Here is a 22,032-nt window from a genome sequence, read left to right as displayed (position 1 = left end):
AAGAAAGCCCAATGAAAAAGGCACCGGTCCGGTGCCTGGCGTGGAGCGGGTGAAGGGAATCGAACCCTCGTCTTAAGCTTGGGAAGCTTCAGCTCTGCCATTGAGCTACACCCGCGATGCCGTGCATTTTACGCGGGTTGGCGAGCGCCGCGCAAATCACGGCGGGCGCACTGACGAGGGCGGAGGTGCCGGCAAGGGCAGGGGCAGTATGGCGCGGATATGCAAGTAAAACATCCGGGCGGCGATTCGTACTCCGGGGAAAGGGAATCGCCTATACTGGCTGCATCGCGCCCGCGCCCCCGCCGATCCGACAATGGCCACACGCTCCGCATCTTCCCTGCCGTTCCTGCCCGCATCGTTGCGCGCGGCACTGGTGGGAACGCTGCTGTTCCTGGCCCAGGCGGCGATGGCCGCGGACCGTCCCGCAAAGCTGGTGCTCTGCCACGAAAACCAGGATTCCTACCCCTGGATCATGACCGACCGTCCCGGCCTGAACATCCTGTTGCTGAAGCTGCTTGAACGCGACCTGAAGCTTCCCGTGGAATTCGTGCCCTTGCCCTGGAAGCGTTGCCTCGCGGAGCTTGCCGCCGGCAGGGTGGACGGCGCCTTCGCGGCCAGCTTCAAGGCGGACCGCCTTGCAATGGGGCGCTATCCCGGCGCGGCCAGGGACACGCCCGATCCGGCGAAGCGCCTGCATGGCAGCAGCTATTCGCTCTACCGGCTCAAGGGCGGCAACCTCGACTGGGATGGCAGCGCATTCCACAACCTGTCCGGACCGGTCGGCATCCTGAGCGGATTTTCCATCCAGGATTTCCTGCTCGAGCGCGGCGTGCAGGTCGACGAAGGAACGGGCAGCCCGGAACGGACCTTGCGCAAGCTGGAAGCCGGACGGATACAGGGCGCCGCCCTGCAGACGCGGCGCGCCGACCACCTGCTGCAGCATCCCGAACTCGCCGCCAGGATCGAGCGCCTGCCCGTGCCGCTCGAGGACAGGCCGTATTACCTCATGCTCTCCTTCGATTTGGTGCGCGGCCATCCGGCGCTGGCGGAGGATATCTGGAACCGCGTTGCGAGGCTGCGCGACTCGGGCGAGTTCCGCCAGATCGAGCGTGACTTCTACAATAATTAAGCGCAACTAATTCTCCCTCCCGCCCTCCCGAATGTCCTTTGTGCAACCCGGCTCGCATGATAAGTTGAAACGCATGACGAACTTCCCGGGAGACGGGCATGAAGGCGATGTGGGGGTTGGCTGGAATCTTGGCGGGCACGATGTCGTTTGGCGCGATGGCGCAGGATGGTTGTCCGAATCGCGGCGATCTTGATGCGGCTTACTGCGATGCCGACAAGGATCTCGTTGCCGACACACCCTCCGATCCGAAGAAGCTGAAGTCGCCTTCGAACCTCGCCTTCACCTTCACGCCGCTCGAGGACTCGGCCGCCTACGAAAAGCTCTTCAAGCCCTTCACCGACTATCTCGCCCAGTGCACCGGCAAGAAGGTCGGCTATCTTTCCCTGTCGTCCAACACCGCGGAGATCGAAGCCATGCGCGCCGGCTCGCTGCATGTCGGCGGCTTCTCGGCGGGACCGACGAACTTCGCGGTCAACATCGCCGGCGCAGTACCCTTCGCCGTGATCGGCAACCAGAAGGAATACCAGAGCTATACCCTCATCATGATCGTGCGCAAGGACAGCGCGATCCAGAAGATGCCCGACATCAAGGGCAAGAAGGTCGCGCACACCTCGTCCACCTCGAACTCCGGCCACCTCGCGCCGATGGCCTTGTTCCCCAAGATCGGCGTCGTGCCCGACAAGGATTACAAGATCCTCTTCTCGGGCAAGCACGACCATTCCATCCTCGGCGTGCAGTCGGGCGAATACGATGCCGCCGCCGTGGCCTCCGACGTCTTCGACCGCATGGTCGAGCGTGGCCAGATCAAGGCCGACGCCTTCCGCATCATCTACCGCAGCGACAAGTTCCCGACCCAAGCCTTCGCCTACGCCCACGACCTGGAACCGGGTTTCCGCGACCAGATGCTGAAGTGCTTCTATGACTACCGGTTCAGCGACGAGCTCAAGAAAGCGTTCGCCGGCTCCGACCGCTTCTTCCCCATCAACTACAAGAAGGACTTCTTCATGGTGCGCTACGTGTCGCAGAGCGCGGGCGAATCCTTCAACCGCGTCGCCTACGACAAGCAGGTCGCGAAGGAAAAGGAAAAAAAGTAGCCGGCGGCCGCATCATGCGGCATCGCAAGGAACGCACTGCAGCATTCGAATTGAAACACCGTAAAAATACGGTATCGCTTGACCTTCCCGTGTCATCGCCTATGGTGCATGCAAGCCGGCGCTTCCACCGACGCGCCGGCTGCATCGATAAAAACATTGGAGACGAGACATGGCAATTCCGCTTCACCTCGCCGTGAGGACCGCGCTCGCGGCCTGCGGCGCTTTCGCGTGTTCCGCCGCACTGGCAACGGTAGTCACCCTTCCGCGATATAACGTGAGTTTCAACGACGTGTCGGTCTCCGGGATTTCCTCCGGCGGCTACATGGCGGCCCAGATGCATTTCGCTTATTCCAAGACCGTGCGCAAGGGCGCGGGGGTGATCGCCGGCGGGCCGGTGTACTGCTCCCAGGGCAACGTCTACATCGCCACCGGGCCTTGCATGGCCGACACCGGTTCGCGCGACCTGTCCTACCTGATCTCCGTGGTCAACACCTGGTCCGGCAACGGCTACATCGACCCGACGTCGAACCTCTCCGCCTCGAAGGTGTACCTGTTCTCGGGAACGATCGACTCTACGGTCCGGCAGCCGGTGATGAACGACCTCAAGACGATGTACGCCAACTACGTCCCCGCCGCCAACATCACCTACAAGAACAACATCGCCGCCGAGCATTCCCTGCCCACCGACTACTACGGCAATGCCTGCAGCTTCAACGGCAATCCCTACATCAACAACTGCAACTTCGACGCCTCCGGCGAGATCCTGAAATGGATCTACGGCCCGCTCAACGCCAAGAACGCCGGCACGCTCGGCGGCAGCTTCGTCAACTTCGACCAGACCGCCTTCTGGGGCAACTTCGACCCGACCAACCACGGCATGTCCAACGATGGGTGGGCCTACGTGCCGGCAAACTGCGCGGCGGGACAGGCATGCAAGCTGCACGTGGTGTTCCACGGCTGCAAGCAGAACGTCGCGACGGTCGGTTCCGCGTTCTACCGCAACACCGGCTACAACAAGTGGGCCGACACCAACAACATCATCGTTCTCTACCCGCAGGCGAACGTCACCTCCGCCAATCCGAACGGCTGCTGGGACTGGTGGGGCTATGACGACGTGAATTTCCCGGCCAAGAGCGGCGGCCAGATGGTGGCCGTCAAGACCATGATCGACCGCGTCGTGAGCGGCAATGCGTCATCGCCCTACACCTGCGCGCACTGGTTCGCCAGCAACTACGAGCATGTGTACTACGGCCGGGCCTATGCGTCCGGAGGGAACGCTTACGCGACCAATTCCAACCAGTACCTTGGTTATTACTCGACGGCGGCGTACACGGATGTCAGGCGGACATCGAGCGGGTACTACGCGTATGGCAGTTGTCCGTGAGAGGATGGTGATTGCAATAGGATCCCCGCCTGCGCGGGGATGACAGCAAACGGGGCAATGCAGAAAAACGGGGCAACGGGACAAACGCGCTTCGCTGTCATTCCCGCGCAGGCGGGAATCCCATTTGCTGTAGCTGCTGGAATATCGTCAGATCGCCAACAATTCCCCATTGACGTTCCATGCCGTGCCGAACCGGTCGACCACCATGCCCCAGGTCTTGGCCCAGAACGTAGGCTGCAGCGCCATGGTCACCGTGCCGCCCTCGGCGAGCGCGGCGAAGATCTGCTGCGCCTTTTCCACCGTATCGTAGTTCAACGTCAGCGAGACGCCCTTGATGCCATCGTAGGGCATCTGCGGCGGACAATCACCGGCATACAGGTAGCCATCGCCATCGAGCGCCAGCCGGATGTGCATGGCCCGCTGGTGCAGTTCCTTGGGAATCTGGTCAGCCATGGGCGAATCGCCGTTGCGAACGATGGTTTCGATCCTGCCTTCGAGGGCACGTTCATAGAAGCGCATGGCTTCTTCGCAATTGCCGTTGAAGACGAGGTAGGCGATGGGATGCGGCATGATGGTTTCCTTTGCTTCGACGATGGGGGAACGCGGAAAAATGAACCGGGCGCAACGATTGCGCGCCGGGCGGGCCCGGCGCTTCAAGCCTAGACGCCACCCATGCAAAGGTACTTGATCTCGAGGTATTCGTCGATGCCGTACTTCGAGCCTTCGCGCCCCAGGCCGGACTGCTTGACGCCGCCGAAGGGGCCGACTTCGTTGGAAATGATGCCGGTGTTGATGCCGACCATGCCATAGTCCAGCTTTTCCGCCACGCGCCAGACGCGGCCGATGTCGCGCGAGTAAAAGTAGCTAGCCAGGCCGAACTCGGTATCGTTGGCCGCGGCGATCACTTCCTCCTCGGTCGTGAAGCGCGTCACCGCCGCCACCGGGCCGAAGGTTTCCTCCTGCATGATCTTCATGTCCCCGGTCACGTCGGCCAGCACCGTGGGTTCGTAGAACTGTCCGCCGAGCGCATGGAGCTTGCCGCCTGCGAGAAGCTTCGCGCCCTTGGCCACCGCGTCCGCCACGTGGTCCTTCACCTTGCCGATGGCCTGGTCGTCGATCAGCGGGCCTTGCGACACGCCTTGCTCGAAACCGTTGCCCACCTTGATCTTCTTCGCGCCCTCGGCAAGCTTGGCGACGAAGCTGTCGTAGACCGCGTCATGCACATAGAAGCGATTGGTGCAGACGCAGGTCTGGCCGGCGTTGCGGTACTTCGACACCAGCGCGCCTTCCACGGCGGCATCGATATCGGCATCCTCGAACACGATGAAGGGCGCATGGCCGCCCAGTTCCAGCCCGAGCTTCTTGATGGTGGGCGCGCATTGCTGCATCAGGATGCGGCCGACCGGCGTCGATCCGGTGAAGGACAGGTGGCGCACGATGGGACTGTCGCACAGCACGCGGCCGACCTCGATGGAGCGCTGCGAATCGGCGGTGAGGATGTTGATCACGCCAGCAGGGAAGCCGGCGCGCTGTGCGAGTTCGGCAAGGGCCAGGGCCGACAGCGGCGTCTGCTCGGCCGGCTTGAGGACGATGGTGCAGCCGGCGGCGATGGCCGGGGCGACCTTCCGGGTGATCATGGCGATCGGGAAGTTCCAGGGCGTGATGGCGGCGCAGACGCCGACCGGCTGCTTCAGCACCACCATGCGCTTGTCCGCCCAGGTCGAGGCCGGCACGTCGCCGGACACCCGCTTGGCTTCTTCCGCGAACCACTCGACGAAGCTCGCGCCATACATGACCTCGCCCTTGGCCTCGGCCACGGGCTTGCCCTGTTCCGCCGTCATCAGCGCGGCGAGGTCGTCGGCATGCGCGATCATGAGGTCGAACCATGCCCGCAGGATGCCGGCGCGCTCCTTCGCGGTCTTCGCGGCCCAGGCCGGGAAGGCGGCGTTGGCCGCGTCGATCGCCCGGCGGGCATCGTCGGCGCCGAGGTTGGGCACGGAAGCCAGGGTCGCGCCGTCGGCTGGATTGGTCACATCGAAGGTCGATTCGGCGCCGATCCAGGCACCATTGACGTAGGCCTGGTTGCGCAGCAAGGCGGCATCGTTCAGCTTGGGAATGCCTTTCACAGAATTCAGCATGGATAGTCCTCGGGCATGGCGTGGTAAAAGATCAAGGATAGCGTAAAGGCAGGGCGCTTGCCCCACGGAACCTCAGCTCGCGTCCTTCGGCTTGGCGGCTTCGCGCCGGTTGAAGCCGGCCACCATGTCGAAGCGGAACAGCCGGCATTCCAGCGCGCCGTTGAAAAACGGCGTCTTGCGCGATTCCTTCAGGCGCAGCATCTTCGGCACGCCGAGATCGGCGGTGAAGAGATAGACCTGCCAGCCTGCGAAGCGCTGCTTGAGCGTGGCGCTGAACGCGGTATAGAACGAGGCGGCGAGCTCGTCGGGCGCCTGCGAACTATCGCCGCGCACGCCGATGCGCTCGCCGTAGGGCGGGTTGGTCAGCAGGATGCCGGGCGTTTCGCTGGGCGGCCTGACTTCCTGCGCTTCGATCTGCTTGAGCGGCACCTCGAACTGGATGCCGGCGTTGCGCAGGTTGTTGCGCGTCATGACGACCATGTCGCCCGAGATGTCGCTGCCGAAGAGGGTGGGCGTGACGGGTAGCGGAGCGGGCTTGAAGCTGCCCTTGATCGCCAGCCATTCCGCGGCATCGAAGTCATGGAATTTCTCGAAGGCGAAGCTGCGCCGCGCGCCTGGCGGAATGCCGGCAAGGATCTGCGCCGCCTCGACCAGGATGGTGCCCGAGCCGCACATCGGGTCGAACAGCGTCATGCCCGGCTTCCAGCCCGCCACCCGCAGCAGACCCGCCGCCAGGTTCTCCCGCAGCGGCGCGTCGCCGGTCTCCTGCCGCCAGCCGCGCTTGAACAGGGCCTCGCCGGAGGTGTCGAGATAGACGGTGTAGGTGCGGGCATCGAGGAAGCCGGTGATGCGCATGTCCGGCGTGCGGGTATCGACGGAAGGGCGCTTGCCGTAGAGGTCGCGGAAGCGGTCGCAGACCGCATCCTTCACCTTCAGGGTGATGAATTCCAGGCTTTTCAGCGGCGACTTGATGGCGGTGATGTCGACGCGGATGGTGTGGTCGACGCCGAACCATTCCTCCCACGGCGCGGCCAGGGTAGCGTCGTAGATGTCGTTCTCGTTGACGTAGCTGGCGTGGGCGATGCGCAGCAGCACGCGGGAAGCGATGCGGGAATGCAGGTTGATGCGGTAGGCGTCGTCGAGCGCGCCGGAGCAGTGGACGCCGCCGGGTACCTGATTGTGGACCTTGAGGGTCGTGCCCTGGCTGGCGATCTCGTTGAGTTCCTCGGCGAGGGCGGCTTCGAGGCCGCGGGGGCAGGGGCAGAAATAGCTGTATGTCATGAGGGGTACCTTTTGTCCGTTGGTTGATGTTGTCGAGGTGTTGGGCGCCTCGGGCTGGGGTTTATCCTTGGCATTCCCGCGAAGGCGGGGATCCCATTGTTGCTTTCTCTCCGGTGAAGCGGTTGCGGTTTCCACTCCGCGGGGAGTAGCCGGGTCTGGCCCCGGCGGACCAAGCTCCCTCCCTTTCAAGGGGAGGGTTGGGGTGGGGATGGGTTTCTTCCGCGAGCAAAGGACGTCGTTGACATCGCGAGTGAACTAAATGCTGTTCTTTACATGCGGCCGAAACCCATCCCCACCCTAGCCCTCCCCTTGAAGGGGAAGGGACAGGGCGGAGGGTGCTGATTCTTCTGCGGCACCGTGCTCCCCGTCGTCGGAACAGCCTAGAGCCATGCCGATGCGGCAGGAGGTCGAGTCATCGAATCCCTTTCAGGTGATTACCACCGCAGAGAACGGCATCCCCTCAACCCATCGAACGAGGCCGCCCGAAGTAACTCCCACATGGGGGTGGAAGCAGCTTTCTTTGGGTACTTTCGTAGGGCCCGCCTAGGGTCTGCTGATAAAGAAAGTACCTGGGCCGCCGGGACCAGCCCCGGCAAGTCCCCACGGAGTGGGAGCCTAAACCGGTCTACCGGAGAGAAACCCTCAATAGGATTATCGCCTACGCCGGAATGCGCGCCACCCCCATCCAGCACTCTTACCCCCCAACCGCCCTCTCCACGAACTCCAACCTATCCTGCCCCCAAAACCCTTCCCCCTCCACCCGATACCACGGCGACCCGAAGACATCCGCCCGGATCGCCTCCTCCGTATTCCGGTCATACTCCGCCTGCACGCCGGCAGTCCCGGCGGACTTGATCAGCATCCCGCCATCCATCCCGCATTCCGTCGCCATCGCCGCCAGCGTGCCTTCATCGGCAATGTTCCGCTCGCCGGCCCAGACGCCGCGCATGATCACCCCCGCGAGCGTCAAGGCCGCGTCCGTGCCGTGCGCGAGCCGCGCGGCGATGATCAGCTTCGCGGCAGCATCGCCCGGCACCGGGAAGAACGCCGGATGCAAATTCAGCGGCAGCTGCAGGTGCTCGCTCCAGCGCTTGAGCTCGACCAGCCGGTAAGCCTGGCGCTGCGCCGGGCGTTTCGCCAGCGGCAAGCCGCCGGAGACGCCGAATACCTTGCCCAGGTCCATGGGCTTGATGTCGATCTGCGCGCCATGCTTCTTGGCAATCGCGACCAGGCGGTCATGCCCAAGGTAGGTCCAGGGAGATTGCGGCGCGAGGAAATACTCGATGATCTTGGCCATGCTTCCTCATTGTCTAGAAGGGTTTGACGACGACCATGATGACGGCGACCAGCATGCCGAGCACCGGGAATTCATTGAACCAGCGATACCACGTATGACTGCGGACGTTGCGTCCTTGTTCGAATTTCTTGAGCAGCGAGCCGCAGGCATGGTGATAGCCGACGAGCAGGAGCACCACCAGCAGCTTGACGTGCAGCCAGGCATTGCCCGGGCCGCGGCCGATGCCGTAACCCAGCCACAGCCAGAGCCCGAGCAGCAGGGCGGGCACGGCGAGCATGGTCATGAAGCGGTAGAGCTTGCGCGCCATCAGCAGCAGGCGTGACGTAGCCGCGGCATCGGTTTCCATCGCCAGGTTGACGAAGATGCGCGGCAGGTAGAACAACCCGGCGAACCAGGAGGCGATGAAGAGGATGTGGAAGGCCTTGACCCAGAGCATGCGCGGTTCCGCCTTATTCGCGGACTTCGCCGTGGCCGAAGACCACGTATTTCAGCGAGGTCAGGCCGTCGAGGCCGACCGGGCCGCGCGCGTGCAGCTTGTCGTTGGAAATGCCGATCTCCGCGCCGAGGCCGTATTCGAAGCCGTCGGCGAATCGGGTGGAGGCATTGACCATGACCGAGGCGGAATCGACTTCGCGCAGGAAACGCATGGCGCGGGAATAGTCTTCGGTGACGATGGCGTCGGTGTGCTGCGAGGAATAGGTGTTGATGTGGTCGATGGCCTCGGAGACGCCATCCACGATCTTGACCGCGAGGATGGCGGCGAGATACTCGGTGCGCCAATCCTCCTCGGTGGCGGCCGCGAGGTGCGGATAGCCTTCCAGGATGGCGCGCGCCTCGCCGTCGCCGCGCAGCTCGACGTCCTTTGTGCCGTAGAGTTCGGCGAGCGTCGGCAGGACCTGCGGCGCGATGGCGCGGGCCACCAGCAGGGTTTCCATGGTGTTGCAGGTGCCGTAGCGGTGGCACTTGGCGTTGAAAGCCACCTTCAGCGCCTTGTCGATGTCGGCCTTGTCGTCGATGTAGACATGGCAGATGCCGTCGAGGTGCTTGATCATCGGCACCTTGGATTCCTTCATCAGGCGTTCGATCAGGCCCTTGCCGCCGCGCGGCACGATGACGTCCACGTATTGCGGCATGGTGATCAGCTCGCCCACGGCGGCGCGGTCGGTGGTTTCGACGATCTGCACCGCGTCCTCGGGCAGGCCGGCGCCGGCCAGGCCTTCCTTGACCAGCTTGGCGAGCGCCTGGTTACAGTGGATGGCTTCCGAGCCGCCGCGCAGGATGGTGGCGTTGCCGCTCTTGATGCACAGGCCGGCGGCGTCGACGGTGACGTTGGGCCGCGCTTCGTAGATGATGCCGATCACGCCAAGCGGCACGCGCATCTGGCCGACCTGGATGCCGGTCGGGCGGTATTTCATGTTGGAGATTTCGCCGATGGGATCGGGCAGGGCGACGATCTGTTCCAGGCCTTCGGCCATGGTGGCGATGGCCTTGTCGGACAGCGTCAGGCGGTCAAGCATGGCCGGCGCGAGGCCGTTGGCGAGGGCGGCGTCGAGGTCTTTCCGGTTGGCGGCGCGCAGGGCGTCGGCCTCGCGGCGGATGGCGGCGGCGATCAGCGCCAGCGCGCGGTTCTTCGCGCCGGTATCGGCCTTGGCCATGGCCCGCGATGCCTTGCGGGCACGCTGGCCGACGTCGTTCATGTAATGCTTGATGTCCATGATGCTTGCTTTCGTGTATTCACTTTTCCGATTGACTGCCAGAATCTCACCGTCCCCGCGCGATCTTCAACCCAAGCTGCAGAATCGCATCCCACGCATCGCCCGCGAAGTTCTTCGCCCGCAAGCCCTTGACCATCTTATCGACTTGCGCCGCATCCTGCAGGGCGGATTCGAGCAGCGGCACGCTGAGCCGGCGCAGCGCCGGCTCCATCAGGCGCTCGCGCGGCCCCCAGATGCGGTTTTCCTTGAGCAGCATGCCGAGCGGCTTGCCTTGCGCCATCCCTGTCCGTAGCCGAAGCAGGGTGCGGATTTCCTCGGCGATGGCCCACAGCACGAGGACCAGGGCTTCGCCTTCTCCCTTCAGTCCTTCCACCATCCGCACCAGCCGCGCGGCGTCGCCGGTGAGCATGGCCTCGTTGAGCTTGAAGACGTCGTAGCGGGCGACATTGAGCACCGCGTCGTGCACCTGGTCGAATCCCAGCTTGCCGGCGGGATAGAGCAGGGCGAGTTTCTGGATTTCCTGGTGCGCCGCGAGCAGGTTGCCTTCGACGCGGTCAGCGATGAACTCGACCGCCTGCCTGTCGGCACTCTGCTGCTGCGCCGCGAGGCGCGCGCCGATCCAGGCCGGCAGCTGGGCGCGCTCGACCAGCGGAATGTCGATGTACATCGCAGCCTGCTGCAGGGCGGATACCCAGGCAGCCTTCTGCGTCTGCCAGTCCAGCTTCGGCAGGGTGATCAGGGTAACGTTGTCCGGATTCAGCGACGCGACGTAGTCCTGCAGCGCCTGGCCACCTTCCTTGCCGGGCTTGCCGTTCGGAATGCGCAGCTCGATGAGCTTGCGGTCGCCGAAGAGCGATTGCGACTGGTTCGCGGCGAGCAGTTCGCCCCATTTGAAATAGCGTTCCGCGATCAGCACCTCGCGCTCGGACAAGCCCTGGCCACGGGCCGCGCGGCGTATCTTGTCGGCCGCCTCCAGCGCCAGCAGATGCTCGTCGCTGGTGATCACGTACAGCGGCGCGATCGCCTTGGACAGGTGGGCATCGAGGGCGTCATGTCGCAGCTGCATGGCGTTTCCGTGAAGGCGTCAGGGTCAGGCGGGATTCAGCGCCGACAGGCGGCGCAGGACCTGCTGCACCAGGTCGGACTGCATGTCGCGGTAGAGGAGTTCTTCTTCCTTTTCCTTGGCCACGGCCTGCGATTCGTTGTAGGTGACGATCCGCTTGAGCGTGATGTCGGTCGGCACGAGCAGTTCCTTGCCGGTGCGGTCGAGGATGCGGAAGCGCAGCCGGTAAAGGAGGGCGAGCTCGCGGATGCGTCCCTGGGTGTTGAGCGACTGCACGACGCGGTCGCGCGTCTCGGCCAGCGCCTCGATGACGGCTTCCGCGCCCTGGCGGTCGGCGACGATGTTGACGCCCCGGCCGCGCAGGTTGCGCCGAAGCTCGACGCCGAGCGGCGACGTGTCCGGCAGGGTGAGGTAGATCGTCTTGAAGGGAATCGCCGCCGAGCCGTCGGACCCGCGCAGCTGGAAGCCGCAGCCCGCCAGCGCCGCGGCGCCGGCGAGCGCGGGAACGATTGCGAGCAGGGCGCGTCGCTGGGTGTTCATCCTCGGTCCGCCTTCACGCGACGATGTTGACCAGCTTGCCGGGCACGACGATGACCTTCTTCGGCGCGCCTTCCACGAATTTCCTGACGTTCTCGTTGGCGAGCGCGGCGGCTTCGATGGCGGCCTTGTCGGCTTCCTTCGGCACCTTCACGCTGCCGCGCAGCTTGCCGTTGACCTGCACCATCAGCTCGATCTCGGCTTGCTCCAGCGCGGCCGGGTCGACCTGCGGCCAGGGCGCGTCGAGGATGTCGCCATGTGCCACGTCGAAGCCGAGTTCCTTCCAGAGCACGTGGGTGATGTGCGGCGCGACCGGATACAGCACGCGCAGGAAGATCGACAGTCCTTCGGCAATGACCGCATTGCTGGCGCGCGAGTCGTCGAGCTTGGCGGCTTCCATGGTGTTGAGCATCTTCATGCATGCCGAGACCACGGTGTTGTACTGGATGCGCTTGAAGTCGTGGTCGGCCTGCTGCAGGATCTTGTGGATCTCGCGGCGCAGGGTCTTGTGGGCTTCGGGCATCTCGGCAAAGTCGAGGTACTCGGATGCAGCCACCCGGCCGGACTGTGCATGCGCATAGGCCCAGACGCGGCGCAGGAAGCGGTGCGCGCCTTCCACGCCGGCGTCGTTCCACTCCAGCGTCTGTTCCGGCGGCGAGGCGAACATCACGAACAGGCGGGCGGTGTCGGCGCCGTACTGGTTGATGAGTTCCTGCGGGTCGACGCCGTTGTTCTTGGACTTCGACATCGTGCCCACGCCTTCGTAGTTCACCGCCGAGCCGTCGCTCTTGAGCTTCGCGCCGGTGATGCGGCCGCTGTCGTCGAAGACGTTTTCCACCTCGTTCGGCCAGAAGTATTCGATGCCGCCCTGCGCCGTGCGGCGCGAGTAGATGTGGTTCAGCACCATGCCCTGGGTCAGCAGGTTGGTGAAGGGCTCATCGACCTTGACCAGGCCGAGGTCGCGCATGACCTTGGTCCAGAAGCGGGCGTAGAGCAGGTGCAGGATCGCGTGCTCGATGCCGCCGATGTACTGGTCCATGGGCATCCAGTACTGCGCGCCTTCGCCGACCATGCTTTGCTCGTTCTTCGGATCGCAGTAGCGCATGAAGTACCACGACGAATCGACGAAGGTATCCATGGTGTCGGTTTCGCGGCGCGCCGGCTTGCCGCACTGCGGGCAGTCGCAGCGCAGGAAATCCTCGCGCTTGTTGAGCGGGTTGCCGCTGCCGTCGGGCACGCAGTCCTGCGGCAGCACGACCGGCAGGTCCTTCTCGGGGACCGGCACCGAGCCGCAGGCGTCGCAATGGATCATGGGGATCGGCGTGCCCCAGTAGCGCTGGCGGGAAATGCCCCAGTCGCGCAGGCGCCAGGTGGTCTTCTTCTCGCCGTCGCCCTTGGTGGCGAGGTCGGCCGCGATCTTGTCGACCGCCGCCTTGTAGGCCAGGCCGTCGTAGGCGCCGGAGTTGACCGTCACGCCGCGCTGCTTGTCGCCGTACCATTCCTGCCAGGCGTCGGTGGAATAGGTTTCGCCTTCGACGGCAATGACCTGCTTGATGGGCAGGTCGTATTTCTTCGCGAAGGCGAAGTCGCGCTCGTCGTGCGCCGGCACGCCCATGACCGCGCCGTCGCCGTAGGTGATCAGCACGTAGTTGCCGACCCAGACCTCGACCTTCTCGCCGGTCAGCGGATGGCTGACGAAGAGGCCGGTGGGCAGGCCTTCCTTTTCCTTGAGCGCGAGCTCGGCCTCGGTGGTGCCGCCGCGCTTGCATTCCTCGATGAAGGCGGCGAGCTCGGGGTTCGACGCGGCCGCGTGCGTTGCCAGCGGGTGCTCCGGCGCCACCGCGCAGAAGGTCACGCCCATGATGGTGTCGGCGCGGGTGGTGAAGACGAAGAGCTTGCCGTCCTGGATGAGCTGGCCGTCCTCGCCGCGGATGTCATGCGGGAAGGCGAAGCGCACGCCCTCGCTCTTGCCGATCCAGTTTTCCTGCATCACGCGCACACGCTCGGGCCAGCCGGGCAGCTTGTTGGCGACGTGGTCGAGCAGTTCTTCCGCGTAGTCGGTGATCTTGAGGTAGTAGCCGGGGATCTCGCGCTTTTCGACCAGCGCGCCGGTACGCCAGCCGCGGCCGTCGATGACCTGCTCGTTGGCCAGCACGGTCTGGTCGACCGGGTCCCAGTTCACCACCTGGGTCTTGCGGTAGGCGATGCCCTTTTCCAGCATCTTGAGGAAGAGCCACTGGTTCCACTTGTAGTAGCTGGGGTCGCAGGTGGCGATTTCGCGCGTCCAGTCGATCGCCAGTCCCATCGCCTGCATCTGCTTCTTCATGTAGGCGATGTTGTCGTAGGTCCACTTCGCCGGCGGCACGCCGTTCTTCAGCGCCGCGTTCTCCGCCGGCAGGCCGAAGGCGTCCCAGCCCATGGGCATGAGCACGTTGTAGCCGTTCATGCGCAGCTGGCGCGCCATCATGTCGTTGATGGTGTAGTTGCGCACGTGGCCCATGTGCAGCTTCCCGGACGGGTAGGGCAGCATCGAGCAGGCGTAGAACTTTTTCCTGTCCTGGCCCTGGCTGTCCTTCGCGTGTTCGACGGTCTTGTAGGCGTCGATCGCGGCCCAGTGCTCGTGGGCGGCTTTCTCGACATCGGCGGGAAGATATTTATCTTGCATGACGGATGATGCGGAAATGGGTGGAGGATGAATGTAAGCCCGTCATTATACTTGCTGGCGGACGGGTATTACCGAAAGGGAGGGACGCGCGGCCCTTCGGCGTTCAGCGGAAAACCAGGTTCAGCGCCGGTTTCTCGCCGGATTCGGTGAAGCGTTCGTTGACGTCGTCCACGGCGTCGCGCAGCGCTTCGGCGATGTGGGGGGCGTTGCGTTCGAGCACGTCGGCGTGCAGCACCTCGATGGCCAGGCATTCGTCCGGGCCGAGCAGGAAGCGGGACATGCCTTCCTCTTCGCCGTCGCCGCGCAGCGAGCTCAGGCAGTCGATCCAGGCGGACAGGTTGTTGCCATAGAAATCGGGAAAGCCGAAGGCCTGCCGGCTTTCGCGGTGGAAGCCGGGCCAGTCGGCGATGCGCCGTCCGTCCAGTTGAACCCGTTGAACCCGTTGCGCATCTGGCATGGTCTTCCCCGGATTATTTCAGTCCCAGCACGTCCTGCATGTCGAACAGGCCGGTCGCCTTGTCGGCCAGGAAGCGCGCGGCGCGCACGCTGCCATGCGCGTACGACACCCGGCTTGACGACTTGTGGCTGATCTCGATGCGCTCGCCCATGCCCGCGAACAGCACGGTGTGGTCGCCGATGATGTCGCCGCCGCGGATGGTGGCGAAGCCGATGGAGGAGGGATCGCGCGCGCCGGTCACGCCTTCGCGGGCCCACACCGCGACGTCGTCGAGCTTGCGCCCCAGGGCGCCGGCGATGACTTCGCCCATCTTGATCGCGGTGCCGGACGGCGCGTCGACCTTGTGGCGGTGGTGCGCCTCGATGATCTCGATGTCGTAGCCCTCGGAAAAGCTCTTCGCCGCCATTTCCAGCAGCTTCAGCGTGACATTCACGCCGACGCTCATGTTCGGCGCGAACATGATGGCCGTGCGCTTCGCCGCGTCGGCGATCGCGGCCTTGCCGGCCTCGTCGAAGCCGGTGGTGCCGATCACCATCTTGATGCCGTGGGCGGCGCAGTATTCCGCGTGCCTGAGCGTGCCTTCCGGCCGGGTGAAGTCGATGAGCAGGTCGACGCCGGCCAGGCCGCGGGCGAGGTCGGATTCGATCGCCACGCCGGAAGACTTGCCAAGGAAGGCGGCGGGATCGGTGCCCAGCGCAGGCGAGCCCGGGACGTCCAGCGCGCCGGCCAGCGTCACGTCGCCGGCGTTGAGGATGGTTTCAATGAGCATGCGGCCCATGCGGCCGGAGGCGCCGGCAACGGCGAGTTTCATCGGGGTCATGGTGCGGTCACCTTGCGGTCGGGGTCTTGCCCTCGATCAGGGAGAGGTATTCCTGCTCGGTCGGCAGCTGGTCGCCCTCGATGTTGACCAGGCGGTTCTGCTTGAAGAAGACGGAGACGCGGCTGGAAATGACTTCGCCGGTGTTCTTCTTGAGGCGGAAGACGTAGTCCCAGCGGTCGGCGTGGAACACGTCGGTCAGCAGCGGCGTGCCCAGGGCGAACAGCACCTGGTCGCGGGTCACGCCTTCCTGCTTCTGCATCGCTTCCTTGAGTGGGGTGATCATTTCGCGGGACACGAAATTACCCTGCTGCACGTTGATGCGGTAGGGCCGGAAGATGCCGAGGAAGCGGTCCGCGCCGCGCGGTCCCTCGGTATGGACGGCGCTCTGCTGCGCTGCAGCGGGCGCGTCGTCGAGAAGGGGGTTTTTCGAGGCGCATCCGGACAGTACACAGGCGAGCGCCGCCGCGGCCAGGAGAACAACCGGACGCAGGCCGTCGCGCGGAAATGACATTCTCATAAGTTCCTTCAATTCGTTGGGCCTCGGCCCGAAAACGCTATATGATAAAGCAGATAACCTGAATCCGACCAACAACATGCCAAGCAATCCTTCCGAGCTGAAAGCCAGCGGCCTCAAGGCGACATTGCCGCGTCTGAAAATCCTCGAAATCTTCCAGAACAGCGAAGTGCGCCACCTGAGCGCCGAAGACGTCTACAAGATCCTCCTCGCCGATAACATGGACGTCGGCCTGGCGACCGTCTACCGCGTGCTCACCCAGTTCGAGCAGGCGGGCCTGCTGCACCGCAATCACTTCGAGAGCGGCAAGGCGGTCTTCGAGCTCAACCAGGGATCCCACCACGACCACCTCGTCTGCCTCGACTGCGGCCGGGTCGAGGAATTCTTCGACGAGGAAATCGAGAAGCGGCAGCAGAGCATCGCGCAGGCGCGGGGATTCAACATCGCCGAGCATGCGCTGGCCCTCTACGGCCACTGCAGCAAGACCGACTGCCCCCACCGCAACCGCTAGGCGGTCGCGGGCCCTTCCCATTTTCCAGCCAACGCGTGCCGCCCAGGCAGGCGCCGCCGACAGGGAATCGATGAGTTCAGAAACCAGAGTCTATCCGCGCAAGGCCTTGCGCTGCCCCGCCCTGATCGTCCTGCCCGGGATCGCCCCCATCCGCGCCAAAACGGTGGACGTCTCGCTCGGCGGCCTTTCCCTGGTGCTGCCGGGCCAGCTGCCGGCCGGGCAGCCCTGCACCCTTGTGTTCGAACCCATCATCAATGGAAAACCGCGCCGGATTACCGCCGCGATACGCGTGATCTATAGTATTCTCAGCAGTACCGATGGCTTTCGGACAGGCGTGCAGTTCGTCGAACTCGACGCCGAAAACAACAAGTCGCTGGCCGAGCTCATGATCTGATCATGCCGCGGGCTCAAGCCGCTGCAGAATAAAGCCGATAGAAGGGGAGTGGTCTGCGGGCAGCGCGCCCGCCCGCGGTGCATCTTGCATAGGGAGGGGAATGTGGATCTGAAAGAAGCGGAATCGGCGGTGGCCTGGGTCAGGACGGTGGCGAACAAGAACAACGGAGAGCTGCCCGACTACAGTACCTATACCGACCAGGTCAAGAAGTACCTGAACGATCCTTACAACATGCCGTTCAAGCTGCCCAAGGAATACCAGTATGCCTATCTCCGGGTCAAGGGCATGAGCCATGCCGATGCCTTCGAGCGCATGGGGCTCAAGCCCATCGCCGCGGCGGGCAAGTCGGAGCAGAAGTCGGCGTGGTGGAAATTCTGGGAATAGCGGCTGACTCTCTTCCCGCCGCAGGACAAACCCGCGTCAGGGCATGCGCGACGGCGAAAGCGCATTCGACAGCAGCTTCGCCGTGATGTCGACGATGGGAATCACCCTTTCGTAGGCCATGCGCGTCGGCCCGATGACGCCCAGCGTGCCGACCACCTTGCCATTCACCTCGTAGGGCGCGGTCACCACGCTCATCTCGTCGACCGGCATCAGCTGGCTGTCGCCGCCAATGAAGATCTGCACGCCGCTGGCCTTGCTCGACATGTCGAGGATCTGCATCAGGCCGGTCTTCTGCTCGAACAGGTCGAACAGCTTGCGCAGCGAAGTCATGTTGGATGCCAGGTCGCTCACGCCGAGCAGGTTGCGCTCGCCGGAAATCACCACGTCTTCCTCGTTCTCGGACATCGCGGCGCTGCCCGCTTCAACGGCCGCCTGCATCAGGCGCGTCATGTCGTCGCGCAGCTGCACGATCTCGTTCTGCAGGCGCGTGCGCACCTGGTCGAAGCTGAAGCCGGCGTAATGCTGGTTGATGTAGTTGGCCGCCTGGGTCAGCTGCGACGGCGTGTAATCCACGTCGGTCAGCAGCAGGCGGTTCTGCACGTCGCCGTTGGGGGCGACGATGACCAGCAGGATGCGGCGTTCCGACAGGCGCAGGAACTCGATCTGCTGGAACACGGATTCGTGGCGCGGCGTCATGACGACGCCCGCGAACTGCGACAGCGAGGACAGGACCTGCGCGGCGCTGGAAATGGCCTTCTGCGACGACCCCGCGCCGGCGAAGCGCAATTGCAGCTTCGACTCCAGGGTGGATTCGTCGATCGGCTGCACCGTCATGAGGGTATCGACGAAGAAGCGGTAGCCGCGCGGCGTCGGCACCCGGCCGGCCGAGGTATGCGGGCTTGCCACGAAGCCCATCTCTTCCAGGTCCGCCATGATGTTGCGGATGGTGGCCGGCGAGAGGTCGAGACCCGAGATCTTCGACAAGGCGCGCGAGCCGACGGGCTGGCCGTCGGCGACGTAGCGTTCGACCAGCGCCTTCAGCAAGGTTTGAGCACGGATATCCAGTTGCATGGCAGTATTCTAGCGATGCCGCGAAGCAGGCGCCAATCATTCTTGGCCCTTGCGAGTACATTAGCGGACATTATTTTGCTAGTGATCATGGTTTGGCTAGCTCGTCTTGCAACCATTGTTGCAGCTCCGTCAAAGTCCCGCATACCGCATCCGGCGCAATATGCGCAGGAATGTCCCGCGGCCGCAGGTGTTGCCGGTCCATCAGCACGCCGCGCAGGCCGGCCCGCTGCGCGCCCTCCACGTCGAGGCGCGGGTCGTCGCCCACGTACACCGTTTCCCGCGGCGCCACGCCCAGCGCATCGCATGCCGCGAGGAAAATCTCCGGATCGGGCTTGGCTCGGCCTAGCTGGTAGGCCGCGATCGAGGCATCGAACCAGTGCGCCAGGCCGATCGCTTCCAGGTCGGCCACGCCGTTCGACACCGAACCGAGGATGACCCGGCCGCGCAGGGCCGAAAGCGCGGGCAACACGTCGTCGAACAATTCCACTTCGTTGCGCGCCTTGGTGAACACCGCCATGGCCGATTCCACCAGCGCCGGATCTTCGCCGGTGGCCAGGAAGGCTTCGGTGAGGCCGGCATGCCGCAGGCGCCGCAGGTCGAGCTGGTAGACCGGGTCGGTCGCCATCAGCGCCTTGCGCCGTTCGCGCAGTTCCGTGATGGAAAAACGGGCGGGCACGGCGGGCGCATGGCGGCGCAGCCAGTCGAACATCAGGTTCTCGGCGCGTTCGATCACGGGAACGACCGGCCATAGGGTGTCATCGAGGTCGAACAGGACGGCTTTGATGGAAGGCATAAGGCAAGATTGGGGACGGAAATCCGGGATTTCAATGGCACTCCGGGCAAGCCCACAGCATGCCATGCCGGGCAATGCACGGGGTGCGCCGTTGTACAGCAGGCTGTCAAATTATGGTCTAATCTGCATCATGCTGCCCTCCACCTCCCGGCCCCTGAGGTTCGAAACCATCGCGCTCGTCGGCAAGTACATGGCCGCCGGCTTTTCCGAATCGCTCTCGGAGGTCGCCGCCTTCCTGAAAAAGCGGGGCCATCGCGTGGTCATCGAGGCCGAGACCGGCCGCAACGTCGAGCTTGCCGGCACGACCAGCATGACCGCCGAGGAAATCGGCAAGCATGCCGACGTGGCGATCGTGATCGGCGGCGACGGCACCATGCTCGGCATCGCCCGCCACCTCGCGCCCTTCGACGTGCCGCTGATCGGCATCAACCAGGGCAGGCTCGGTTTCATGACCGACATTTCCCAGGACACCATGATGAGCGTGCTCAACGACATGCTCGATGGCAAGCTGGAGTCCGAGCAACGCAGCCTGCTCGAGGGATCCGTGCTGCGGGACGGCAAGAACATCTTCCACGCCCTGGCCTTCAACGACGTCGTGGTGTCGCGGGCCGCGACCTCGGGCATGGCGGAACTGCAGGTTGAGGTGGATGGCCGCTTCATGTACAACCAGCGTTCGGATGGCCTGATCGTGGCCACGCCCACCGGGTCCACCGCCTATTCGCTGTCGGCCGGCGGGCCGCTGCTGCATCCCAGCCTTTCCGGCCTGGTACTGGTGCCGATCGCGCCGCATGCCTTGTCCAACCGCCCGATCGTGGTGCCGGATACCTGCAACATCGTCATCGAAATCATGGGCGGACGCGACGTCAGCGTGAACTTCGACATGCAGTCGCTCACCAGCCTGCAGCACCACGACCGCATCATCGTCCGCCGTTCCGCCTACACGATTACCTTTTTGCATCCGCAGGGATGGAGCTATTACGACACCTTGCGCGAGAAGCTGCACTGGAATGAATATCCCTCGGTTGCAGGCCAGTTAAAATAGCGGCTGAATCAAGCAGCACTCCCTTTGCGTCACAACAAGCGTCCGGCGGCCTGGCCGACCAGCCAGCCGGCGGACCGACTAAACGATTTCCACATGCTTCGCACATTATCCATTCGCGATTTCGTGATCGTCGATTCGATCGAACTTGAGTTCGCGCCCGGCTTCACCGTGTTCACGGGCGAAACCGGCGCCGGCAAGTCCATCCTCATCGATGCCCTGGCCCTGGCGCTGGGCGGGCGGGGAGACGCCAGCGTGGTGCGCGAAGGCGCGGCCAAGACGGACATTACCGCCGAATTCACCACCAGCCAGGGCGAGGTCGATGCCTGGCTCGACGCCCATGATTGCCGCGGCGAGGATGGCGGCGTGCTGCTGCGCCGAGTGATCGACAACGCCGGCCGCTCCAAGGCTTACATCAATGGCATCGCCGCCACCGCCGCACAGCTGCGCGAACTCGGCGAAATGCTGGTCGACATCCACGGCCAGCATGCGCATCAATCGCTCATGAAGACCGATGCCCAGCGCGTGCTGCTCGACAGCCAGGCTGGCCTGCTCGAGGACGCCAAGGCCGTCGCCGCCGCCTACAAGACCTGGAAGGCCCTGGCCAAGCAGCGCGAGGAGTTCGAGATCAATGCCCGCAACGTGCTGCTCGAGCGCGAACGCCTCGAATGGCAGGTCAACGAACTCGAAAAGCTCAATGCCAAGCCAGGCGAGTGGGCCGACATCAGCAACGAGCACAGCCGCCTGTCGCACGCCGCCAGCCTGATCGAAGGCGCGCAGGAAGCGCTGCATGCCATCTCCGAATCCGACAACCCGATGCTGTCGCAGCTGTCCGGCCTGACGCAGAAGCTCGGCAAGCTGGCCGACGTCGACGCCGGCCTCAAGCCGGTGCTCGAAGCGCTCGAGCCGGCCCGCATCCAGCTGCAGGAAGCGGTCTATTCCCTCAACGATTACCTCGGCCGGGTCGAGCTCGACCCGGAACGCCTGCAGGAAGTCGAGTCGCGCCTCGATGCCCTGCATTCGACCGCCCGCAAGTTCCGCGTGCAGCCGGAAGACCTGCCGCAGGAATTCACCACCCTGTCGGCGCAGCTGCGGCAGCTGGCCGATGCGAGCGATCTCGACGCCATGCGCGCCCAGGAAGAAAAGCTGCAGGCGGCCTACATGGCGCTGGCGCGCAAGCTGTCGTCGGCGCGCGCCAAGGCGGCCAAGTCGCTGGGCGATGCCGTCACCGTGGCCATGCAGGAACTGAGCATGGCCGGCGGGCGCTTCGAGATTGCGCTCAACGCCGCCGAGCCCGCCAGCTATGGACTGGAGCAGGTGGAGTTCCTGGTGGCCGCCCATGCCGGCACCTCGGCGCGGCCGCTGGCCAAGGTGGCGTCGGGCGGCGAACTGGCGCGCATCTCGCTGGCCATTTCCGTCATCACGTCCACCGCGACCGCCACGCCGACGCTGATCTTCGACGAAGTCGACAGCGGCATCGGCGGCGGCGTTGCGGAAGTCGTCGGACGCCTGCTCAAGCGCCTCGGCCAGGATCGCCAGGTGCTGTGCGTCACCCACCTGCCGCAGGTCGCCAGCCAGGCGAACCAGCATTTCCAGGTCAGCAAGCGCGGCGTCGAAGGACGCACCGTGTCGAGCATCCAGCCGCTGGACGCCAAGTCGCGCGTCGAGGAAATCGCCCGCATGCTGGGCGGCATCGAGATCACCGCCACCACGCGCAAGCATGCGCGCGAGCTGCTGGCATCCTGA

22 protein-coding genes and 1 tRNA gene are annotated in these 22,032 nt (G+C 64.5%); 8 read left to right on the top strand and 15 right to left on the bottom strand.

Features of this window, described 5'->3' with window-relative positions; genetic code table 11:
* Window positions 1-41 precede the first annotated feature (41 nt).
* Window positions 42-115 (bottom strand) — tRNA-Gly (locus G3574_RS06610).
* 198 nt (window positions 116-313) lie between these two features.
* Between G3574_RS06610 and G3574_RS06605 the strand changes: the two genes are divergently transcribed.
* The 3 genes from G3574_RS06605 (at window position 314) to G3574_RS06595 (ending at window position 3,607) form a co-directional block, all read left to right on the top strand.
* Window positions 314-1,129 (top strand): substrate-binding periplasmic protein, encoded by an 816-nt coding sequence (locus tag G3574_RS06605; protein WP_163961274.1) that lies wholly within the window; start codon window positions 314-316, stop codon window positions 1,127-1,129.
* 98 nt (window positions 1,130-1,227) lie between these two features.
* Complete coding sequence (gene phnD, locus G3574_RS06600) at window positions 1,228-2,223, top strand: phosphate/phosphite/phosphonate ABC transporter substrate-binding protein (RefSeq protein WP_163961272.1); 996 nt, start codon at window positions 1,228-1,230, stop codon at window positions 2,221-2,223.
* A gap of 169 nt (window positions 2,224-2,392) precedes the next feature.
* The gene (locus G3574_RS06595; RefSeq protein ID WP_163961270.1) at window positions 2,393-3,607 is read left to right on the top strand and encodes an extracellular catalytic domain type 2 short-chain-length polyhydroxyalkanoate depolymerase; all 1,215 of its coding nucleotides are present in this window, start codon (window positions 2,393-2,395) and stop codon (window positions 3,605-3,607) included.
* A gap of 147 nt (window positions 3,608-3,754) precedes the next feature.
* On the opposite strand, the gene G3574_RS06590 is transcribed toward G3574_RS06595, so the two are convergent.
* The 12 genes from G3574_RS06590 to G3574_RS06535 form a co-directional block, all read right to left on the bottom strand.
* Entirely contained in the window at window positions 3,755-4,177 is a 423-nt protein-coding gene (locus G3574_RS06590; protein WP_163961268.1) for a VOC family protein, read from the bottom strand.
* A gap of 89 nt (window positions 4,178-4,266) precedes the next feature.
* Window positions 4,267-5,745 (bottom strand): NAD-dependent succinate-semialdehyde dehydrogenase, encoded by a 1,479-nt coding sequence (locus G3574_RS06585; protein ID WP_163961266.1) that lies wholly within the window; start codon window positions 5,743-5,745, stop codon window positions 4,267-4,269.
* A 72-nt stretch (window positions 5,746-5,817) separates the two neighbouring features.
* Window positions 5,818-7,026: a THUMP domain-containing class I SAM-dependent RNA methyltransferase gene (locus G3574_RS06580; RefSeq protein WP_163961264.1), complete on the bottom strand. Its 1,209-nt coding sequence runs from the start codon at window positions 7,024-7,026 to the stop codon at window positions 5,818-5,820.
* Window positions 7,027-7,720: 694 nt separating this feature from the next.
* Window positions 7,721-8,323, bottom strand: a complete 603-nt coding sequence (locus tag G3574_RS06575) for a 2-hydroxychromene-2-carboxylate isomerase (protein ID WP_163961261.1) — start codon at window positions 8,321-8,323, stop codon at window positions 7,721-7,723.
* A 13-nt stretch (window positions 8,324-8,336) separates the two neighbouring features.
* Complete coding sequence (locus tag G3574_RS06570) at window positions 8,337-8,759, bottom strand: CopD family protein (protein ID WP_163961260.1); 423 nt, start codon at window positions 8,757-8,759, stop codon at window positions 8,337-8,339.
* Between the two features lie 13 nt (window positions 8,760-8,772).
* The gene (locus G3574_RS06565; RefSeq protein WP_205609678.1) at window positions 8,773-10,038 is read right to left on the bottom strand and encodes a glutamate-5-semialdehyde dehydrogenase; all 1,266 of its coding nucleotides are present in this window, start codon (window positions 10,036-10,038) and stop codon (window positions 8,773-8,775) included.
* A gap of 46 nt (window positions 10,039-10,084) precedes the next feature.
* On the bottom strand, window positions 10,085-11,104 hold the full coding sequence (gene holA, locus G3574_RS06560) for a DNA polymerase III subunit delta (RefSeq protein ID WP_163961258.1): 1,020 nt from the start codon (window positions 11,102-11,104) through the stop codon (window positions 10,085-10,087).
* 24 nt (window positions 11,105-11,128) lie between these two features.
* Window positions 11,129-11,641 carry an LPS-assembly lipoprotein LptE gene (locus G3574_RS06555; RefSeq protein WP_163961256.1) on the bottom strand — a complete coding sequence of 171 codons (513 nt, stop codon included), beginning with the start codon at window positions 11,639-11,641 and terminating at the stop codon, window positions 11,129-11,131.
* A gap of 13 nt (window positions 11,642-11,654) precedes the next feature.
* Complete coding sequence (gene leuS, locus G3574_RS06550; RefSeq protein ID WP_163961253.1) at window positions 11,655-14,303, bottom strand: leucine--tRNA ligase; 2,649 nt, start codon at window positions 14,301-14,303, stop codon at window positions 11,655-11,657.
* Between the two features lie 103 nt (window positions 14,304-14,406).
* Window positions 14,407-14,760, bottom strand: coding sequence for a barstar family protein (locus G3574_RS06545; RefSeq protein ID WP_163961251.1), 354 nt, complete (start codon window positions 14,758-14,760; stop codon window positions 14,407-14,409).
* Window positions 14,761-14,773: 13 nt separating this feature from the next.
* On the bottom strand, window positions 14,774-15,580 hold the full coding sequence (gene dapB / locus G3574_RS06540) for a 4-hydroxy-tetrahydrodipicolinate reductase (protein ID WP_163961249.1): 807 nt from the start codon (window positions 15,578-15,580) through the stop codon (window positions 14,774-14,776).
* Between the two features lie 7 nt (window positions 15,581-15,587).
* Complete coding sequence (locus G3574_RS06535; RefSeq protein ID WP_235953105.1) at window positions 15,588-16,091, bottom strand: outer membrane protein assembly factor BamE; 504 nt, start codon at window positions 16,089-16,091, stop codon at window positions 15,588-15,590.
* Window positions 16,092-16,173: 82 nt separating this feature from the next.
* Here G3574_RS06535 and fur point away from each other — a divergent pair, with 82 nt between their 5' ends.
* From fur to G3574_RS06520, 3 genes are all read left to right on the top strand, one after another.
* Entirely contained in the window at window positions 16,174-16,605 is a 432-nt protein-coding gene (gene fur / locus G3574_RS06530; RefSeq protein ID WP_163961245.1) for a ferric iron uptake transcriptional regulator, read from the top strand.
* Between the two features lie 70 nt (window positions 16,606-16,675).
* Window positions 16,676-16,999: a PilZ domain-containing protein gene (locus G3574_RS06525; RefSeq protein WP_163961243.1), complete on the top strand. Its 324-nt coding sequence runs from the start codon at window positions 16,676-16,678 to the stop codon at window positions 16,997-16,999.
* A 102-nt stretch (window positions 17,000-17,101) separates the two neighbouring features.
* Window positions 17,102-17,383 (top strand): hypothetical protein, encoded by a 282-nt coding sequence (locus G3574_RS06520; protein ID WP_163961241.1) that lies wholly within the window; start codon window positions 17,102-17,104, stop codon window positions 17,381-17,383.
* Between the two features lie 36 nt (window positions 17,384-17,419).
* Here the strand turns inward: G3574_RS06520 and hrcA are convergent, their stop codons facing one another.
* Window positions 17,420-18,454, bottom strand: coding sequence for a heat-inducible transcriptional repressor HrcA (gene hrcA / locus G3574_RS06515; protein WP_163961239.1), 1,035 nt, complete (start codon window positions 18,452-18,454; stop codon window positions 17,420-17,422).
* Window positions 18,455-18,539: 85 nt separating this feature from the next.
* Window positions 18,540-19,247, bottom strand: a complete 708-nt coding sequence (locus G3574_RS06510; RefSeq protein WP_163961236.1) for an HAD family hydrolase — start codon at window positions 19,245-19,247, stop codon at window positions 18,540-18,542.
* A 130-nt stretch (window positions 19,248-19,377) separates the two neighbouring features.
* Between G3574_RS06510 and G3574_RS06505 the strand changes: the two genes are divergently transcribed.
* On the top strand, window positions 19,378-20,289 hold the full coding sequence (locus tag G3574_RS06505) for an NAD kinase (protein ID WP_163961234.1): 912 nt from the start codon (window positions 19,378-19,380) through the stop codon (window positions 20,287-20,289).
* 93 nt (window positions 20,290-20,382) lie between these two features.
* On the top strand, window positions 20,383-22,032 hold the full coding sequence (gene recN, locus G3574_RS06500) for a DNA repair protein RecN (protein WP_163961232.1): 1,650 nt from the start codon (window positions 20,383-20,385) through the stop codon (window positions 22,030-22,032).

This window comes from Noviherbaspirillum galbum, assembly GCF_010974945.1.
Lineage (GTDB): Bacteria > Pseudomonadota > Gammaproteobacteria > Burkholderiales > Burkholderiaceae_D > Noviherbaspirillum > Noviherbaspirillum galbum.
This window is presented reverse-complemented; position numbering and strand designations above follow the sequence as displayed.

Excerpts from the sequence above, each read along its gene's own strand:
- G3574_RS06605 (WP_163961274.1), top strand. The coding sequence starts at position 314 with ATGGCCACACGCTCCGCATCTTCCCTGCCGTTCCTGCCCGCATCGTTG.
- phnD (WP_163961272.1), top strand. The coding sequence starts at position 1,228 with ATGAAGGCGATGTGGGGGTTGGCTGGAATCTTGGCGGGCACGATGTCG.
- G3574_RS06595 (WP_163961270.1), top strand. The coding sequence starts at position 2,393 with ATGGCAATTCCGCTTCACCTCGCCGTGAGGACCGCGCTCGCGGCCTGC.
- G3574_RS06590 (WP_163961268.1), bottom strand. The coding sequence starts at position 4,177 with ATGCCGCATCCCATCGCCTACCTCGTCTTCAACGGCAATTGCGAAGAA.
- G3574_RS06585 (WP_163961266.1), bottom strand. The coding sequence starts at position 5,745 with ATGCTGAATTCTGTGAAAGGCATTCCCAAGCTGAACGATGCCGCCTTG.
- G3574_RS06580 (WP_163961264.1), bottom strand. The coding sequence starts at position 7,026 with ATGACATACAGCTATTTCTGCCCCTGCCCCCGCGGCCTCGAAGCCGCC.
- G3574_RS06575 (WP_163961261.1), bottom strand. The coding sequence starts at position 8,323 with ATGGCCAAGATCATCGAGTATTTCCTCGCGCCGCAATCTCCCTGGACC.
- G3574_RS06570 (WP_163961260.1), bottom strand. The coding sequence starts at position 8,759 with ATGCTCTGGGTCAAGGCCTTCCACATCCTCTTCATCGCCTCCTGGTTC.
- G3574_RS06565 (WP_205609678.1), bottom strand. The coding sequence starts at position 10,038 with ATGGACATCAAGCATTACATGAACGACGTCGGCCAGCGTGCCCGCAAG.
- holA (WP_163961258.1), bottom strand. The coding sequence starts at position 11,104 with ATGCAGCTGCGACATGACGCCCTCGATGCCCACCTGTCCAAGGCGATC.
- G3574_RS06555 (WP_163961256.1), bottom strand. The coding sequence starts at position 11,641 with ATGAACACCCAGCGACGCGCCCTGCTCGCAATCGTTCCCGCGCTCGCC.
- leuS (WP_163961253.1), bottom strand. The coding sequence starts at position 14,303 with ATGCAAGATAAATATCTTCCCGCCGATGTCGAGAAAGCCGCCCACGAG.
- G3574_RS06545 (WP_163961251.1), bottom strand. The coding sequence starts at position 14,760 with ATGCCAGATGCGCAACGGGTTCAACGGGTTCAACTGGACGGACGGCGC.
- dapB (WP_163961249.1), bottom strand. The coding sequence starts at position 15,580 with ATGACCCCGATGAAACTCGCCGTTGCCGGCGCCTCCGGCCGCATGGGC.
- G3574_RS06535 (WP_235953105.1), bottom strand. The coding sequence starts at position 16,091 with ATGTCATTTCCGCGCGACGGCCTGCGTCCGGTTGTTCTCCTGGCCGCG.
- fur (WP_163961245.1), top strand. The coding sequence starts at position 16,174 with ATGCCAAGCAATCCTTCCGAGCTGAAAGCCAGCGGCCTCAAGGCGACA.
- G3574_RS06525 (WP_163961243.1), top strand. The coding sequence starts at position 16,676 with ATGAGTTCAGAAACCAGAGTCTATCCGCGCAAGGCCTTGCGCTGCCCC.
- hrcA (WP_163961239.1), bottom strand. The coding sequence starts at position 18,454 with ATGCAACTGGATATCCGTGCTCAAACCTTGCTGAAGGCGCTGGTCGAA.
- G3574_RS06510 (WP_163961236.1), bottom strand. The coding sequence starts at position 19,247 with ATGCCTTCCATCAAAGCCGTCCTGTTCGACCTCGATGACACCCTATGG.
- G3574_RS06505 (WP_163961234.1), top strand. The coding sequence starts at position 19,378 with ATGCTGCCCTCCACCTCCCGGCCCCTGAGGTTCGAAACCATCGCGCTC.
- recN (WP_163961232.1), top strand. The coding sequence starts at position 20,383 with ATGCTTCGCACATTATCCATTCGCGATTTCGTGATCGTCGATTCGATC.